This window comes from Xanthomonas hortorum, assembly GCF_024339125.1.
Classification (GTDB): Bacteria; Pseudomonadota; Gammaproteobacteria; order Xanthomonadales; family Xanthomonadaceae; genus Xanthomonas; species Xanthomonas hortorum.
The window spans coordinates 5155734-5171753 of sequence record NZ_CP101417.1 but is presented as its reverse complement, the minus strand read 5'-3'; the positions used below and the strand labels follow the sequence as shown (position 1 = coordinate 5171753).

At 64.3% G+C, this 16020-nt stretch carries 14 protein-coding genes and 1 riboswitch; of the genes, 4 read left to right on the top strand and 10 right to left on the bottom strand.

Going from position 1 to position 16020, the window contains the following annotated elements; translation table 11 throughout:
- Positions 1 to 421: 421 nt before the first annotated feature.
- The 4 genes from NMB96_RS22275 to NMB96_RS22260 all read right to left on the bottom strand — a co-directional run bounded on the left by NMB96_RS22275 (position 422) and on the right by NMB96_RS22260 (position 5825).
- Positions 422 to 2386 (bottom strand): AsmA family protein, encoded by a 1965-nt coding sequence (locus NMB96_RS22275; protein WP_152025571.1) that lies wholly within the window; start codon positions 2384 to 2386, stop codon positions 422 to 424.
- A gap of 67 nt (positions 2387 to 2453) precedes the next feature.
- Entirely contained in the window at positions 2454 to 3098 is a 645-nt protein-coding gene (gene trhA / locus NMB96_RS22270; RefSeq protein ID WP_023904694.1) for a PAQR family membrane homeostasis protein TrhA, read from the bottom strand.
- A gap of 75 nt (positions 3099 to 3173) precedes the next feature.
- On the bottom strand, positions 3174 to 4778 hold the full coding sequence (locus NMB96_RS22265) for a peptide chain release factor 3 (RefSeq protein WP_023904693.1): 1605 nt from the start codon (positions 4776 to 4778) through the stop codon (positions 3174 to 3176).
- A gap of 135 nt (positions 4779 to 4913) precedes the next feature.
- Positions 4914 to 5825 carry a M23 family metallopeptidase gene (locus NMB96_RS22260; protein WP_183086688.1) on the bottom strand — a complete coding sequence of 304 codons (912 nt, stop codon included), beginning with the start codon at positions 5823 to 5825 and terminating at the stop codon, positions 4914 to 4916.
- A 129-nt stretch (positions 5826 to 5954) separates the two neighbouring features.
- Positions 5955 to 6075, top strand: a riboswitch (SAM riboswitch).
- A gap of 71 nt (positions 6076 to 6146) precedes the next feature.
- Between NMB96_RS22260 and metX the strand changes: the two genes are divergently transcribed.
- The 3 genes from metX to NMB96_RS22245 are packed head-to-tail and all read left to right on the top strand — an operon-like array spanning position 6147 to position 9477.
- Positions 6147 to 7178, top strand: a complete 1032-nt coding sequence (gene metX, locus NMB96_RS22255) for a homoserine O-succinyltransferase MetX (RefSeq protein WP_043889348.1) — start codon at positions 6147 to 6149, stop codon at positions 7176 to 7178.
- Positions 7175 to 8392, top strand: a complete 1218-nt coding sequence (locus NMB96_RS22250; protein ID WP_023904690.1) for an O-succinylhomoserine (thiol)-lyase — start codon at positions 7175 to 7177, stop codon at positions 8390 to 8392. The genes metX and NMB96_RS22250 overlap by 4 nt, the downstream gene beginning before the upstream one ends.
- The gene (locus NMB96_RS22245) at positions 8389 to 9477 is read left to right on the top strand and encodes a homoserine dehydrogenase family protein (RefSeq protein ID WP_183086689.1); all 1089 of its coding nucleotides are present in this window, start codon (positions 8389 to 8391) and stop codon (positions 9475 to 9477) included. Before NMB96_RS22250 ends, NMB96_RS22245 begins: the two co-directional genes overlap by 4 nt.
- 206 nt (positions 9478 to 9683) lie before the next feature.
- Here the strand turns inward: NMB96_RS22245 and NMB96_RS22240 are convergent, their stop codons facing one another.
- Together NMB96_RS22240 and NMB96_RS22235 are read right to left on the bottom strand one after the other, a co-directional pair.
- Complete coding sequence (locus tag NMB96_RS22240; RefSeq protein WP_023904688.1) at positions 9684 to 10679, bottom strand: alpha/beta fold hydrolase; 996 nt, start codon at positions 10677 to 10679, stop codon at positions 9684 to 9686.
- A gap of 271 nt (positions 10680 to 10950) precedes the next feature.
- The gene (locus tag NMB96_RS22235; protein WP_023904687.1) at positions 10951 to 12333 is read right to left on the bottom strand and encodes an L-serine ammonia-lyase; all 1383 of its coding nucleotides are present in this window, start codon (positions 12331 to 12333) and stop codon (positions 10951 to 10953) included.
- A gap of 85 nt (positions 12334 to 12418) precedes the next feature.
- On the opposite strand from NMB96_RS22235, the gene NMB96_RS22230 reads away from it, so the two are divergent.
- Positions 12419 to 12652 (top strand): glutaredoxin family protein, encoded by a 234-nt coding sequence (locus NMB96_RS22230; RefSeq protein ID WP_023904686.1) that lies wholly within the window; start codon positions 12419 to 12421, stop codon positions 12650 to 12652.
- A gap of 786 nt (positions 12653 to 13438) precedes the next feature.
- On the opposite strand, the gene NMB96_RS22225 is transcribed toward NMB96_RS22230, so the two are convergent.
- The 4 genes from NMB96_RS22225 to NMB96_RS22210 all read right to left on the bottom strand — a co-directional run bounded on the left by NMB96_RS22225 (position 13439) and on the right by NMB96_RS22210 (position 15955).
- Positions 13439 to 14002 carry an excalibur calcium-binding domain-containing protein gene (locus tag NMB96_RS22225; RefSeq protein WP_343237620.1) on the bottom strand — a complete coding sequence of 188 codons (564 nt, stop codon included), beginning with the start codon at positions 14000 to 14002 and terminating at the stop codon, positions 13439 to 13441.
- A gap of 150 nt (positions 14003 to 14152) precedes the next feature.
- Positions 14153 to 14722: a YceI family protein gene (locus NMB96_RS22220; protein ID WP_023904684.1), complete on the bottom strand. Its 570-nt coding sequence runs from the start codon at positions 14720 to 14722 to the stop codon at positions 14153 to 14155.
- 10 nt (positions 14723 to 14732) lie between these two features.
- Positions 14733 to 15296 (bottom strand): cytochrome b, encoded by a 564-nt coding sequence (locus NMB96_RS22215; RefSeq protein WP_006450665.1) that lies wholly within the window; start codon positions 15294 to 15296, stop codon positions 14733 to 14735.
- A 2-nt stretch (positions 15297 to 15298) separates the two neighbouring features.
- A complete protein-coding gene (locus NMB96_RS22210) occupies positions 15299 to 15955 on the bottom strand; it encodes a YceI family protein (protein ID WP_023904683.1) in 657 nt (218 codons plus the stop codon).
- Positions 15956 to 16020: the final 65 nt, after the last annotated feature.

Below are 16020 nucleotides of genomic sequence, written 5' to 3'. Positions count from 1 at the left end.
GGTAGTGTCGCGTATCTGTGGTGCGTTGTTCAGAGGTTCCCTAGGGGATTGAACTGGGCGGATGGGTCGGTTCTTGAGCGGCTGATTTGCGGTTTGACTGCAGGGCCCTTGCCCGCCCACCCTCGCGGGACACGCCGCAAGTACGTCCGTGTAGGCTCTTACGCGGCATCCATGCCGCGTAAGGTCCCGCGAGGGTGGGCGGGCAAGGGCCAGTGGAGATGATCGGTGTGCGCGGTTGAGTAGTGCCCGCTGCGCGTGCGTCCGATGATGGTGCTGTCTGATCAGCTCAGTTCGATTCCGCCGACGTCAGTACTATTTCCGACACTTCACTGTTCAGCGAAGGCGAGTGCGGCGAAGATTCTGCCGCACTGCATACAGCGCTCGAGCTGTTTTGTTAGCCACTTCAAGTCGCGCAGTTGGACTACTTTGCGAACTTGCCGCCGCAGTCGCTGTCCTTGCCGGGGCCCGGTTCGAAGGTCGCGAGCAATGCTGCGGGCGGGGCGATCATGCCCAGGCCGACGGCAAGCGCGCCACGTAGTCCCAATGCTTTGAAGTCCGGCCGGAAGCTGGGGTCTTTGAAGGTGCCGCCGATTCGCAGCGGCGAGCGCAGGCTCAGGATGCTGCGGTCCTTCGGACGTGGACGAAGCAGCAGATCCAGCGTTTCGTCTTTGAGGCTGATGCTGCCTTCGCCAATGATGATGGTGTCGGTGCTATCGAAGGCCAGGGCGCGCGATTGCATCAGGCCGTCTTGCACACCGAAGTCGCCGAAAATGCAGCGCACCGGAATCTGACGATCCTTGGTGAACAGATATTTGAGCGACTCGGCAATGTCCAGGCCGGCCAGCTCCATGATCAGATTGCCCACATGACCCCGGCCCATGCCAACGCCGATCGTGCCATCGGCGGTGCCGAGCATCGCGGCGATCGAGTTGCCGCGACCACGCAGATCGAATTCGCCCCCGATGGCGCCCGAGGCTTGTTTTGCGAGCGCGGTGTCGGGGAATAGCTGATCCAGCCGAATCCCGCGAAGGCCGGCCTTGAGTTGCGTGGTGATCACTTCGTTGCGCGCATCCATGCGGATGGTGGAGCGGATATCGCCGCCGGCAACGCCGAAATTGAGCGGATCTAGTTGCAACAGGCCGTCCTTCAACGTCAGCGAGGCATCCATGTCGTCCAGCGGCCACGATGGTGCGTTGATGCGCTGTGCGCGCCAACGCACCTGCGCATCCATCGCGCGCAGTTTGGACAAGTCATAGGGCGTGCTGGGCAACACACGCGCACTGGCGGCAAGTTGTGCAGCCTGTTTTTTCTGTTCGGCATTTGCCGATTCATTCGTGCCGGTCTTCGGTGGCGCGCCGATGAAGCCGGCCAGATCGTCGAAATCCAGGCGTTTCGAGGCCAGATCTGCACGCAGAAACGGACGCTTGTTGCGCAGGTCCACCTCGGCAGTGCCGGCAAGATCGCTGTCGCCAGCGGTGCCGGTGAACTTTTCGTAGCGCCAGATCTCGCCGTTGCGGCGCAGATGTCCGTCGAGTTTGTACGGCGGCGTCGACGGCATGGCGACACCGGTCAGCGGATACAGGTCCTGCATGTCCTGGCCGCTGAGCGCCATCTGCAGATCGAAGACCTGGAACTGGAAGGGGTTCGTCAGCGTGCCGCGGACGTGCGTACGGGTGGCGCCAGCGCTGCCGCGCAGATCGATGCGGAAAGGATGCTCGCTCTGGCTCAGCTCCAACGGCGACGCGGTGTCGCCCTTGAGCGTGAAGGGGTAGCCCTTCCAGCGGCCTTTGCCGTCGATGCCGATCGGTGCTGCACGCTGATCGCTGCTGGGCGGTGCGAGACTGTTGATCGCCACATCCACATCCGAGCGGTTGGCGGCATCGATATATTGCAGCCGCCCGTTGTGGACCAGCAGGCGCCCAAGCGGTGGCAGCGTGCCGTCGCCATCGTCCTGGTCGAACACCCAGTTGCCCGGATGCGTGTCGTCGCCCGCTTCCAGCAGTACTTTCGGGTGGTCCAGGCGAATTTCCGGCAAGCGCACATTGCCGCGCAGCAATGGCCACAACTCGACATCGATCTCGGCCGAATTCAGTTCGGCCATCGGGCCGCGCTTGGACCACTGCGCATTGGCAAGGCTCAGCCGGTTACCACGCACGGTGGTGGTGCGGCCCAGTTTCACATCTAGATAGCCCAGATGAAATTCGCGACCGGTCTTGGCGCTGACCACGCGCTCGACCGGGCCACGTAGCCAGTTCCACTCGAACAGCAGCACGAAGATCACCACAAGCACGGCGACGATGCCGAACCCGATCAACCAGCGTCGACGACGTGATGTGCGGGGAGGAGGAGTCGCAGAGGTGTTGGTCACAGTGTTCACGCGGGCCATGGTTGGCGATGCGTCGTGCACGGCGCGCGAACGCGCCATCAATCGTCCATCACAGCACCTGCACAGGTCACACCACTTGCGCGATCACCGCGACAAAGTGGCAAGCGCTGCCGGCAAGCACGAACAGATGCCAGATCGCATGGAAATAGCGTTGGGTGTCGCGCTGATAGAAATACGTACCCAAGGTATAGAAGAGCCCGCCGGCCAGTAGCCAGCACAGCGACCAGGTATCGACCGAGCGTAACAGGGGCTGGATCGCGACCAGGATCAGCCAGCCCATCGCCAGATACAGCACCGTGGACAGCAAGCGAAAGCGTCCGGTGAAAAACAGTTTGAAGATCACCCCGGCGGCGGCAATCGTCCAGATGGCGGCGAACAATCCCCAACCCCAGGAGTCGCGCAGATTGATCAGCGTAAACGGCGTATAGGTGCCGGCGATCAATAGATAGATCGCGCAGTGATCCAGTATCTGCAGCCGTGCTTTGGCACCCGGATGCGGGATGGCATGGAACAAGGTAGAGGCGACGTAGAGCAGCACCAGGGTCGCACTGAAGACGATGGAAGTGGCCAACTGCCAGCCGTCTCCATAAATGGCGGCCAGCGTGATCAGCACCGAACCGCCGGCCAATGCGGCAATTGCGCCCAAGCCGTGGGTCACGGCACTGGCTATCTCGTCGCGCAGGTCGGTCGAGGGGGAGGCGTCTGCGTTCATGCCAAAAATGTACCGTAACTGCGAGCAATTCGCATCGCCAGCAGTTGCATTTTCATGCGTCGGTTCAAGCAGCGGTCAATCGATCGCCTTGGCATGCGCATGTTCGCGCGTTGCGGAAAAGCGCACGTCCGGCGCGCGTTCCTGGGCCAGCTGCAGATTCACCCGGGTCGGTGCCAGATAGACCAGCTGGCCGGCCGCATCGATGCCCAGATTGCCGGCATTTTTCTCGCGGAACTCTTCCAGCTTCTTCGGGTTGTCGCAATGTACCCAGCGCGCGGTGGTGACGCCCACCGGTTCGAAGATCGCATCCACGCCGTACTCGTCCTTGAGCCGGTAGGCCACCACGTCGAACTGCAGCACGCCCACCGCACCAAGAATCAGGTCGTTGCTCATCAGCGGGCGGAAGAACTGCGTGGCGCCTTCTTCGGACAGCTGCGCCAGACCCTTTTGCAACTGCTTGAGCTTGAGCGGGTCGCGCAGGCGCGCGCGGCGGAACAGCTCCGGTGCGAAGTTGGGGATGCCGGTAAACGACAGTGATTCGCCCTCGGTAAAGGTGTCGCCGATGGAGATGGTGCCGTGGTTATGGATACCGATGACATCGCCCGGCCAGGCTTCGGCAGCGATCTCGCGGTCGGAGGCCATGAAGGTCAGCGCGTTGGCCAGCTTGACGTCCTTGCCGCTACGCACGTGCAGGGTTTTCATGCCGGCAGTGAACTTGCCCGAGCACACGCGCATGAACGCCACACGGTCGCGATGCTGCGGGTCCATGTTGGCCTGGATCTTGAAGACGAAGCCGCTGAGCTTGGGCTCTGTTGCCTCGACGCGGCGGCCGGTGGTGTCGCGCGCCTGCGGCGGCGGTGCGTGTTCGATGAAGAAATCCAGCAGCGGCTGCACGCCGAAGTTGTTGACGCCCGAGCCGAAGAACACCGGGGTCTGCTGGCCGGCGCGATACGCGTCCAGATCGAACGGATTGCTGGCGCCTTGCACCAGCTCCAGTTCGTCGCGCAGCTCGGCCAGCATTTGTTCGCCAATCTTTTCGACGAGGCCCGGCGCGTCGAGCGACGGGAAGATGGTGGAATCCTGGCGGGTGAAGTTGCGGCCCTGTTCGTACAAGTGCACCTCGCCGGTGATCAGATGCACCACGCCCTTCAGGCGCTGGCCCATGCCGATCGGCCAGGTGACCGGGGCGCACTGGATGCCGAGCACGGTTTCCACTTCATCCAGCAGGTCGATCGGGTTCTTGCCCTCGCGATCGAGCTTGTTGATGAAAGTCATGATGGGGGTGTCGCGCAGCCGGCAGACTTCCATCAACTTGATGGTGCGTTCTTCCACGCCCTTGGCGACGTCGATGACCATCAGCGCCGAGTCCACCGCCGTCAGCACCCGATAAGTGTCCTCGCCGAAATCGGCGTGGCCGGGAGTGTCGAGCAGGTTGATCACCTTGCCTTCGTACGGGAACTGCATCACCGAAGAGGTGACCGAGATGCCGCGCTCCTTTTCCAGCGCCATCCAGTCCGAGGTGGCATGGCGGGCGGCCTTGCGGCCCTTGACCGAGCCGGCCATCTGGATCGCACCGCCGAACAGCAACAGCTTTTCGGTCAGCGTGGTCTTGCCCGCATCGGGGTGGGAAATGATGGCGAAGGTGCGGCGGCGCGCGGCTTCGTTGGAGACGTCGGACATGGGCTGAGCGCGCCCGGTCGGACGCCTGCGGAAACTGAGGAAGCCGGTGATTATAGCGGCTTCGCTCCGGCACGCCTTTCATGACCGGGTCGAGCCAGTCGGCTCTGGCGACGCCACCATCCTGGCGCCTGCGGGTCAGGGCGCCGGCGATGGAAACTGCAGCTCGCCCTGCGGGCCCATCATCCGGAACGGCAGCGAGATCAGCTGCATCCCGGCATTGCGCTGAAGCGCGAAATGCAGGTGCGGGGCGGTGCTGAAACCGGTGTTGCCCGAGCTGCCCAGCCGCTCGCCGGCAGCCACGACCTGACCGGCACGCACTGCCACGCCATCGGGTGCCAGGTGCGCGTACACCGCCATGCTGCCGTCGGCATGCAGCACCCGCACCAGGTTGCCGCCGCCGGCCGCCGGACCATGCGGGCCGTCTTCGGTGCTGTCGCGCTGCACCTGCATGGCCACGCCCTCACGCGCTGCCAGTACCGGCGTGCCGTGCGGCAGCGCGAAGTCCACCGCATACCAGTTGGGCGCATCGGTGTGGCTGAAGTGCCCACCGAAGCCTTGATCTACCTGCACCGGCACATCGCGGAACGGGAGTTGGTAGCGCACGGGCTGTGGGCGTGCCTGTGGGTCGCCGGGCACGACGTCGAGCTTGAGTCCAAGCCCGCCCAGGGCGCGCTGATTGCTGGCTGGATACAGCCGGGTGAGCAGGCGGCGTTCGTGTGCGGCCAGTTCTAACGTCAACGGTAACTGCGGCACGGCGCGGTAGTCCTCGCTGGGCGGTGCGCTCAGTCGCACCTGCACAGGTCCGGCCAGCGGGTTGCTGACCCAGGTCAGATAGGCCGGCGCCTGCCATTCGAGCTGCAGCAATGGGCCTGTGTCGCCGACGTCGAGTACAGACGGGGTTGCCGAAGTTCCAGGCCCGGTTGCCGCCGCAGCGCCGGGCCAGTGCCAGCGCTGCTGGGCGCGGGCAGGTGCAGCGCAGGCCAACAGCAGGGTCATCAAGACCGATGCAAATACGCGCAGGGCGGTGCGAGACACCTGGTGGGGCACGCGATCGGCTCGAACGGGAAAGACCTCAAGTATGCGGCCCATCACAGGGGGCAGTGGTATCGGATGAAAATATATCTTTCCATCCGCATGAAGAGATTGACATCGCAAAAAGGCGGTGGCATCTTAGCCTCACCATCGAGACCGGCGGAGGGACAGGCCCTTTGATGCCGGGGCAGCCAGCGGAGCGCGCAAGCGCCCGCGTTTGGTGCCAAATCCTGCGGGGACCTGCGCGTCCGCCGAAAGATGGTTCGATTTGTGCCTTGTGCACGTCGAACGCGAGCTCCCGCGAAGCTCGATGGCCGATCCACCCCGGATATCGCCATGAGCCTCGTGAATACAGCATCGCCCTCTACTACTGACTACGCCTATACGCCCGCCGCCACCGATGACGGCTCGATTTCCGTGCGCGGCGATCTTGTCATCGCGCTGCCGATGCGGCATGCCGGCATGCGCGAGCTGCGGCTGCGCTATGAGCTGGTTGGCGCGGCCAATGCGCCGGTGGTGTTCGTGGCGGGCGGAATTTCTGCGCACCGCCATCTGGCCGCCAGTGCGCTGTTTCCCGAGAAAGGCTGGGTGGATGGCTTGGTCGGTACTGGCCGCGCGCTGGATCCGGCATCGCGCCGGCTGTTGGCATTCGACTTTCTCGGCGCCGACGGCACGCTGGATGCGCCGATCGATACCGCCGACCAGGCCGATGCGATCGCCGCGCTGTTAGATGCGCTGGGCATCGCGCGCCTGCATGGTTTTGTCGGTTATTCGTATGGCGCTTTGGTCGGTCTGCAATTCGCCACCCGCCATGCCGCCCGTGTCGGCACGTTGGTGGCAGTGAGCGGTGCGCATCGCGCGCATCCGTATGCCGCAGCGTGGCGCGCATTGCAGCGCCGCGCGGTGGCGCTAGGCCAGCTGCAATGCGCGGAACATCATGGGCTGGCGCTGGCACGGCAGTTCGCCATGCTCAGCTACCGCACGCCGGAAGAATTCAGCGAGCGCTTCGACGCGCCGCCCGAAGTGATCAACGGCCGCGTGCGTGTGGCGGCCGAAGACTATCTGGACGCCGCTGGCGCGCAATACGTGGCGCGCACGCCGGTGAATGCCTATTTGCGGTTGTCCGAATCCATCGACCTGCATCGCATCGACCCCGCGCAAGTGCGTGTGCCCACCGTTGTCGTTGCGGTGGAGGGCGACCGCCTGGTGCCGCTGGCCGACCTGGTCACGCTGGTCGAAGGCTTGGGCCAGCGCGGCAGTCTGCGCGTGCTGCGCTCACCGTATGGCCATGACGCCTTCCTGAAAGAAATCGATCGCATCGACGCGATCCTCACCACTGCCCTTCGCATCACCGGAGAAACCGCATGAGCTTTCGTGACCCCACCGACGCCCCCTGTACCGCTGCCACTGCCGCTGTCCGCGCCGGTATCGATCGCGACACTGCCTATGGCGCGGTAACGCCGCCGATCGTGCTGTCGTCGAACTTTTCCTTCGATGGTTTTGGCAACAAGCGCCAGTACGACTACACGCGCAGCGGCAATCCCACCCGCGATCTGCTCGGCGAAGCGCTGGCCGAACTGGAAGGTGGCGCCGGCGGGGTGATCACCTCCACCGGCATGGGCGCGATCAATCTGGTGCTCAATGCGCTGCTGCAGCCGGGCGATACGCTGGTGGTGCCGCACGATGCATACGGCGGCAGCTGGCGCCTGTTCAATGCGCTGGCCAAGAAAGGCCACTTCGCGCTGATCACCGCCGACCTCACCGACCCGCGTTCGCTGGCCGATGCATTGGCGCACTCGCCCAAGCTGGTGCTGATCGAAACCCCGTCCAATCCGCTGCTGCGCATCACCGACCTGCGCTTCGTCATCGAAGCGGCGAAAAAGGTCGGCGCGTTGACGGTGGTGGACAACACCTTCCTGTCGCCGGCACTGCAGAAGCCGCTGGAATTCGGTGCGGATCTGGTGCTGCATTCCACCACCAAGTACATCAACGGCCATAGCGATGTGGTGGGCGGTGCGGTGGTCGCGCGCGATGCCGAGTTACACCAGCAGCTGGTGTGGTGGGCCAATGCGCTGGGCCTGACCGGTTCGCCGTTCGATGCCTTCCTCACCTTGCGCGGTTTGCGCACGCTGGATGCGCGACTGCGCGTGCATCAGGAAAACGCCGACGCGATCGCTGCGTTGCTGGACGGGCATGCGGCGGTCAATCAGGTGTATTTCCCCGGCCTGGCGTCGCATCCGGGGCACGCGCTGGCCGCGCGTCAGCAGAAGGGCTTCGGCGCGATGATGAGCTTCGAGCTGGAAGGTGGCGAAGCGGCAGTGCGTGCGTTTGTGGATGGCTTGCGCTACTTCACCCTGGCAGAGTCGTTGGGCGGTGTGGAGAGCCTGATCGCGCATCCGGCCTCAATGACGCATGCGGCCATGACGGCCGAAGCACGTGCTGCCGCCGGCATTTCCGATGGCTTGCTGCGGTTGTCGATCGGGATCGAATCGGCCGAAGATCTGCTGATCGATCTGCGCGCCGGCCTGGCACGTGCCGAAGCGACGCTGACCACCGCAAACCGCAAACAGGTCGACGCGTGAGCACTGTGCTACCTGCTTCGCGCCGCGCTTCGGCGGTCGCGGTGACACCGACGCCACGTCTGGCCTTGCTGGGCACCGGCACCGTGGGGCGCGCGTTCGTGACGCGCTACACCGCGCTGCAGGAACGTCAATTGCGCCTGCCGCGCTTCGATTGGCTGGCCAATTCGCGCATTGCGCACGACTGCGGCACCAGTGCGGAGCAGGCATTGCGGCAGGCCAATGCAGCGCCGCGCGGCCAGGCTGTGTTGCAGCCGTGGGCCGAGACCACTGCGCTGCGTGCCGGTGATGTGCTGGTGGACGCCACTGCCAGCGACGTGGTGGCCGATTGGCATGTGGAATGGTTGCTGCGTGGTGTGCATGTGGTCACCGCCAACAAGTTGGGCCAGGGCACCGCGTTGTCGCGTGCGCAGGCGCTGCACGCGGCGCGTCACGCCAGCGGTGCGCACTATGGCGATAGCGCGACCGTGGGGGCGGGGCTGCCCGTGCTCAGCAGCGTGCGTGCGCTGGTGGCGGGCGGCGACCATATCCATTCGATCGAAGGCGTGTTGTCCGGATCGCTGGCGTGGCTATTTGATCGCTACGACGGCAGCGGCGCGTTTTCCGATTGCGTGCGCGAGGCGATGGCGGCCGGTTACACCGAGCCGGATCCGCGCATCGATCTGTCCGGTGAGGACGTGCGGCGCAAATTGCTGATCCTGGCGCGTGCGGCGGGCTGGCAGCTGGAGGCCGAGCAGGTGCATGTGGAATCGCTGGTGCCCGCAAGCATTGCGCGGCTGCCGCTTGACGCCTTGGATGCGCAGCTGGGCGCGCTGGACGAGGTCGTGGGCGCGCGTTGGCAGCAGGCGCGTGCCGCAGGGCGTTGCCTACGTTTCGTGGGGCGTGTGGATGCGCATGGCGCCAGCGTCGGCCTGCGCGAGTTGGCGCTGGATCATCCGCTTGCCGGTGGTGTTGGCACCGATAACCGCGTTGCGATCAGCAGCGATCGCTATCGCGAGCAGCCGTTGTTGATCCAGGGCCCGGGCGCGGGTGCGGAAGTGACTGCGGCGGCGTTGCTGGATGATGTGCTGCGGATTGTGGCGGGTTGATCGAGTGATTGTTGTTGTTTGAAGCATCGCACAGGCCAAGCCTCTGGCTTGATCAGGTTGCAGCAGGCCAACTGCCTGGCAATCGTGTGCTGAGAGACGCGGCATCAGATACGCATCGATGCGCATCCAGCCGCAGCTTGCATGTCAGCGAGCTGCGGCTTTCAGATCAGCGTAGGACAGTCGACACCGTGCCGCCGGCCCGCCGCTTACTGCGCAATCGCCTTCAATAACGCAGCATTGAAGCGCTTCGGGTCCTGCATCTGCGGCGAATGTCCGAGGTCGGCGAACTCGATCAGCTTCGCATTCGGAATCGTCTCGGCCGCACGTTTCCCCAGCTTGGTGTAATCGCCGACGCGTGCCTTGACCTCGGGCGGTGCGGTGTCCTTGCCGATCGCGGTGCGGTCCTTGAGGCCGATGAATAATGTGGTCGGCACGGCGAGCTTGGGCAGCTCGTAGACCACCGGTTGGTTGAAGACCATGTCGTAGGTCAGCGCCTGGTTCCAGGCGACGGCTTGCTTGCCGTTGCCCAGCGACATGCCGGCCTGCATGCGCGCCCAGCGTTCGAACTCAGGCTTCCACTGGCCGGCGTAGTAGACCTCCATCTGATACTTCTTGATCCGCTCGAAACTGATCTTCAGTTCGTTGTCGTACCAGGCATCGACGCTACGCCACGGGATGCCTTCGGCCTTCCAGTCTTCCAGGCCGATCGGGTCGACCAATGCCAACTGCTCGGTGGCCTTCGGATACATCAGCGCATAGCGGATGGCGAGCATGCCGCCCATCGAATGACCGACCACCACGGCACGTTCGATGCCCAATTTTTTCAGCAGCGCCTGCGTGTTGTCGGCCAGTTGTGCGAAGGAAAATTGATAAGCCGCCGGCTTGCTGGATTTGCAAAAACCCACCTGGTCCGGCGCGATGACGCGGTAGCCTGACTTGCTCAACGCGACGATGGTCTGCTCCCAGGTGGCGGCGCAGAAGTTCTTGCCATGCAGCAGCACGGCGGTGCGTCCGTTGGGCTTGCCGGTGGGTGCGACATCCAGGTACGCCATTTCCAGCGGCTGCTGTTGCGAAGTGAACGCGAAGGTCTTGACCGGATACGGGTAGTCGAAGCCTTCCAGGCGCGGGCCATAGCTGGTTTCCTGCGCCATCAATGGGCCGCAGCCAAGAGCCAGGGCGAGAGTGCTGACAAGCTGTCGCATCGCGATCTCCGTGGGAATTCAGCCCTGGACGGTACACGCGTGGGTGTGGTGATCGTGTCCAGCACGGCACTGCGCGTGCCGGAGCGCGCGGTCTGTCGGATCAGGTCGTTGCGTGCGTGTTCGCGACGACGATGGCCTGCGAACTGCACCCTGTGCGCGCAGCAGGCAATCTGACATCAGGCCATGCGGCTAGTGGCCCGACCGCAGCCGTGGACGTCGCCGCGACGGGCGCGCTTGTCGCAACCTCAATCGCGTCACTACCCGCCATCGTTCAGCACTCGATGACGTTGACCGCCAGGCCGCCGCGGCTGGTTTCCTTGTACTTGTCCTGCATGTCGCGGCCAGTGTCGCGCATGGTCTTGATGACCTTGTCCAGCGAGACCTTGTGCTTGCCGTCGCCGCGCATGGCCATGCGGCTGGCATTGATCGCCTTCACCGCGCCCATCGCATTACGTTCGATGCACGGGATCTGCACCAGGCCGCCGATCGGGTCGCAGGTCAGGCCGAGGTTGTGTTCCATGCCGATTTCCGCAGCGTTTTCGATCTGCCCCGGGTTGCCGCCGAGCGCGGCAACCAGGCCGCCAGCGGCCATAGAACACGCCACGCCCACTTCGCCCTGGCAACCGACTTCGGCGCCGGAAATGGAGGCGTTTTCCTTGTAAAGAATGCCGATGGCCGCAGCGGTGAGCAGGAAGTCGAAGATGCGCTGCTCGGATGCGCCGGGGCAGAAGCGATCGAAGTAATGCAGCACCGAGGGAATGATGCCGGCCGCACCGTTGGTGGGTGCGGTAACGACGCGGCCGCCAGCAGCGTTTTCTTCGTTGACCGCGAGCGCGTACAGATTGACCCAGTCCAGCGTGGTCAACGGATCGCGCATCGCCGCTTCCGGTTTGGACGACAGTTCGCGATACAGCGCCGGTGCGCGACGCGAGACGTTCAGGCCACCCGGTAGCGTGCCTTCCTGGCGAATCCCGCGTTCCACGCATGACTGCATCGCCGCCCATAGTTCGCGCAGGCCGGCGCGAATTTCGTCTTCGCTGCGCCAGCTCTTTTCGTTTTCGAACATCAGCGCGGCAATGCTCAGACCGCTGCGTGCGCATTGCGCCAGCAGTTCGTCGCCACTGAGGAACGGGTAGGGCAGTGGCGTCTCGTCGGCGACGATGCGGTCGTCGGCAGCATCGTCCTGGTTGACCACAAAACCGCCACCGACCGAGTAGTAATCGCGCGTGGCGATCACGGCGTCATTGGCGTCGTAGGCAGTGAAACGCATGCCATTGGTGTGGTACGGGAGCTTCTGCCGTTTGTTCATCGGCAGATCGCGTTTTTCATCGAAGGCGATGGTGTGCTGGCCCATCAAATTGATGCGCTTGCTGGCGCGAATGCGCTCGAGCGTAGCGGGGATGATGTCAGGGTCGATCAGGTTGGGGCGGTTGCCTTCCAGGCCGAGCAGCACGGCCTTGTCAGTACCATGGCCGCGACCGGTCAACGCCAGCGAGCCGAAGACCTCGGCGCGGATGCGAACCACGTCCTGCAGGCGTCCGGCGTCGAGCAGCCAGCGGTGCACGAAGCGTTCGGCGGCGCGCATCGGCCCCACGGTATGGGAGGAACTCGGACCGATGCCGATCTTGAACAGGTCGAACGTGCTGACAGCCATGCTTGCCGGAGAGGTGAGCGTAAAGGCGGCTATTCTAGTCTTTCGGCGATTGCGGCACGGCTGCAGCGCAGCATGAGACCTCCCAATGGGCCTGATCCTTTACCAGCGCGACGAGTGCCACCTGTGCGACCAGGCCGTGGAGGTGCTGGCGCAGGCGCGCGCGGGCGAGTTCAGCAGCGTGTTTATCGATGGCGATGCGGCGCTTGAGTCCGCTTATGGTGAGCGTGTGCCGGTATTGCGCGATGCGGTTGGGCGCGAGTTGGGTTGGCCGTTCGATAGCCGGCGTTTGCGGAAGTGGTTGAATGCCGGCACGCGCTGATGAGGCGCCGTGCGCGCCCGATACGCGCCAGATTGTGCACTTGGAGCGACTACTAAAACGACTTCACGTTGGTCTATTGCAGAGCTGCAGAGCTGCAGAGCTGCTCATCTGCGGGTTTGCTGCAGGGCCCTTGCCCGCCCACCCTCGCGGGACACGCCGCAAGTACGTCCATGTAGGCTCTTACGCGGCATCCATGCCGCGTAAGGTCCCGCGACGGTGGGCGGGCAAGGACCAGTCGAGATGGTTGGTACGCATGGTTTTTAACAAAGCAGCCTGCGAACTTTCTGGTGCGGTGTCTTCACCGCTTGCGGGACCGTGTGGCGGCATGGATGCCGCCACCGAGCCCCAGGGACGGGTTCACGGCGTATCCCGCGAGCGGTGAGGGCACCGCGCCCTCGACGCTGCGAGTTGGCTGCAGGACCCTTGCCCGCCCACCATCGCGGGACACGCCGCAAGTACGTCCATGTAGGCTCTTACGCGGCATCCATGCCGCGTAAGGTCACGCGACGGTGGGCGGGCAAGGACCAGTCGAGATGGTTGGTACGCATGGTTTTTAACAGAGCAGCCAGCAAACTTTCTGGTGCGGTGTCCTCGCCGCTTGCGGGACCGTGTGGCGGCATGGATGCCGCCACACGGTCCCCAGGGACGGGTTCATGGCGTGTCCCGCGAGCGGTGAGGGCACCGCGCGCTCGACCGACTCAGCGTTTGACCCGGGCGTGCATCTAACAAGATGCGGCTAACAAAATATTCTTGTCGGCCGTCCGTTCAAGGGGGAAGCCGCTTTGATCAACGGCACCATTGCTGCTCGCAGGGCACGCCATCGTGGTCGCCGTCCATTTCGGTATTTGGGCAATGCTGCAACACGTAAGTGGCATCGTCGCAGGAGGTCATCTGCGAGCAGTGCGTGCGTCCGCCACAGCTGTAGTGCGCGGTGGGCGCAGACGCAGGAGTTGCTACGGGCCGCGTTGGCGACGACATTTGCTCTAGTGCCGATGCCGGGGTGAATACATCGATCAAGTAATCGCGCTGCTGATAGGCGAACGCCCCGCCACCGAGCACCAGCATCATGAGCAAGACCTTTCCAAGCCCGATCTGTCTTTTTGCCGGCGCCATGCGTGCCGTGTTGCGTCGCACAGGCGCGTCATGCGTGGGCGCGTGCGCTCCGGCGCGCATCACGCGCACCGCTTGCTGTCGCCCATCCTTGCCTGGTTCGATCTCGAAGGAAATCAGCTCGCCGATACGCGGCGCATCTGCGCTTCTGGGAAACGCTGAAATATGCACGAACACCTCATCGCCCGGCTGAGCAGGGGTAATGAAGCCGAAGCCGCGATCGGGGTTCCAGCGGGTCAACGTTCCGTGTGTGCGCATCGTCGGCGTCCTTTGGATGAGTGCCGAGTCTAACTGTCGCGCGGTGTCATCCAATCGCCAGACACAAAAAAACGGCGGACCCGACGAGGTAGTCCGCCGTTTAGTGGCCGCGTCCGGTTGCGGCCGGTGGCGTTACTTCGCCTTGAACACGACCTTGGTGCTGATCGCGGTTTCGTTGGGGATGGTCTTGGTGTCGGCCCAGTCGCCGCCGCCCACGCCGAAGTCCAGGCGCTTCACCACCGCCTTGCCGGCCAGCACCGGCTGCGCGCCGGGTGTCCAGGTGAAGGTCAGCGTGACCGGCTTGCTGATGCCGCGCAATTCCAGCGTGCCGTCGGCGGCGTACTGGTTGCCGCCGAGTGCGCGAAACTTGTCGGCGCGGTAGCGCGCGGTGGCGAACTTGGCCACGTTGAAGAAGTCCGGCCCCTGTAGGGTCGAATCACGGTCGCCATTGCCGCTGACGGCACCTGCCAGCGGGATGCGCACGTCGAGCTTGGCACCGGCCAGATTGGCCGGATCGAAACTCAGCGTGGTGTCGAAACCGGGGAACTTGCCGGTGAAGACTTCGCCGTCGTACTTGCTGGCAAACACCAGCGACGAACCGGGCGCCTGCACGTAATCGGCAGCGAGGACCGGGGCGGCAGCGAACGTGGCCACCAATGAGGCGGCGACCAGCAGGGGAGAGGCGAACAACCTGGACGACATGGGGAATCCTTTAGGGTTTGGAGGAGAGCCAACCGCGCGGCAACATCCGCACCAAGGTGGCGTCACGCTGGAACAGGTGGTGATAGAGCGCAGCGCCGGCATGCGCCAGCACTACCGCAATCAACAACCAGAAGCCCCACTCGTGGATGAAATGCGCAATTGCGCGCAGTTGTTCGTCAGGCGGGCTGAGCTTGGGGACGGCAAACAAGCCGAACCAACGGAACGGGCGCAGGCCGCTGGTGGAGTCGTACAGCCAGCCGGACAACGGCATGGCGAAGATCATGGCGTACAGCAGCCAGTGGGTGAGCCCGGCGATGCGTTCCTGCCAGCGCGGCGTGCCGCTTACCGGCGGCGGCGCGCCTGCATAAATGCGCCAGCCCAGCCGCACGATCACCAGTGCCAGCACGGTCAGGCCCACCGACTTGTGCGCGGTGTAGACCCAGAAATATTTCGGGGTCTTGGGCAGGTCGCCCATGATCAGGCCAACCACGCCCAACGCCAGAATCAGCAGTGCGATCAGCCAATGCAGGGTCTGGCTGACACCGCCCCAACGTTCGATGTTCTTCAGGCTCATGCTCAGGATTCCGGGCTGGTGGCAGCGTCAGGGGCGGCGGGTGTGTTCTGCGGTTGCGGTGCGTCGTCTTCGGCGCGGCCCTCGCGCACGGCTTCGGCTTCGATGCGCAGTTCCACCGAGTCGCCGATCATCGACTTCCACGCATCGATTCCGAACTCGGCACGGCTCAGCGTGGCGGTGGCCGAGAAACCGGCAGTGCGTCGGAACGGCGGCAGCGGATGACGTTTGAGCGCGTTGAGGGTGACGTCCAGGGTGACCGGGCGGGTGACGCCATGCAGGGTCAGATTTCCAGTGACCTTGGCGTGGTTTTCGCCGCTTGCGACCACCTGCGTGGAGACGAAATGCGCGTCGGGAAACCGCTCGGCGTCGAGCAGGTTGCGCGCCAGCGTGGCCTCGTTCCACTTGGCATCGCCCAGGTCGGCGCGGTGCAGCGGCACATTGACATCCAGCCGTGCGGAGGCCCAGTCGTCCGGGTCGAACACCAGCGTGCCGCTACTTCCCGAAACGGTGCCCAACGCCTTGGAAAACCCGGCATGTTCGACTGCGAACAGCACCCGCGTGTGCACCGGATCCAGCGCGTAACGCACCGGCGCGGCGGTTGCGGCAAGGCTGGTCGCGACCAGGGCGGGAAGCAGCAACAGGCGGGCGAGGATTGTCATGGGCGGATTCTAGGCATTCCCGCTGCGCTCCGCTTGGCTTGCGCTCGCAACGATCCGTTGCGAGC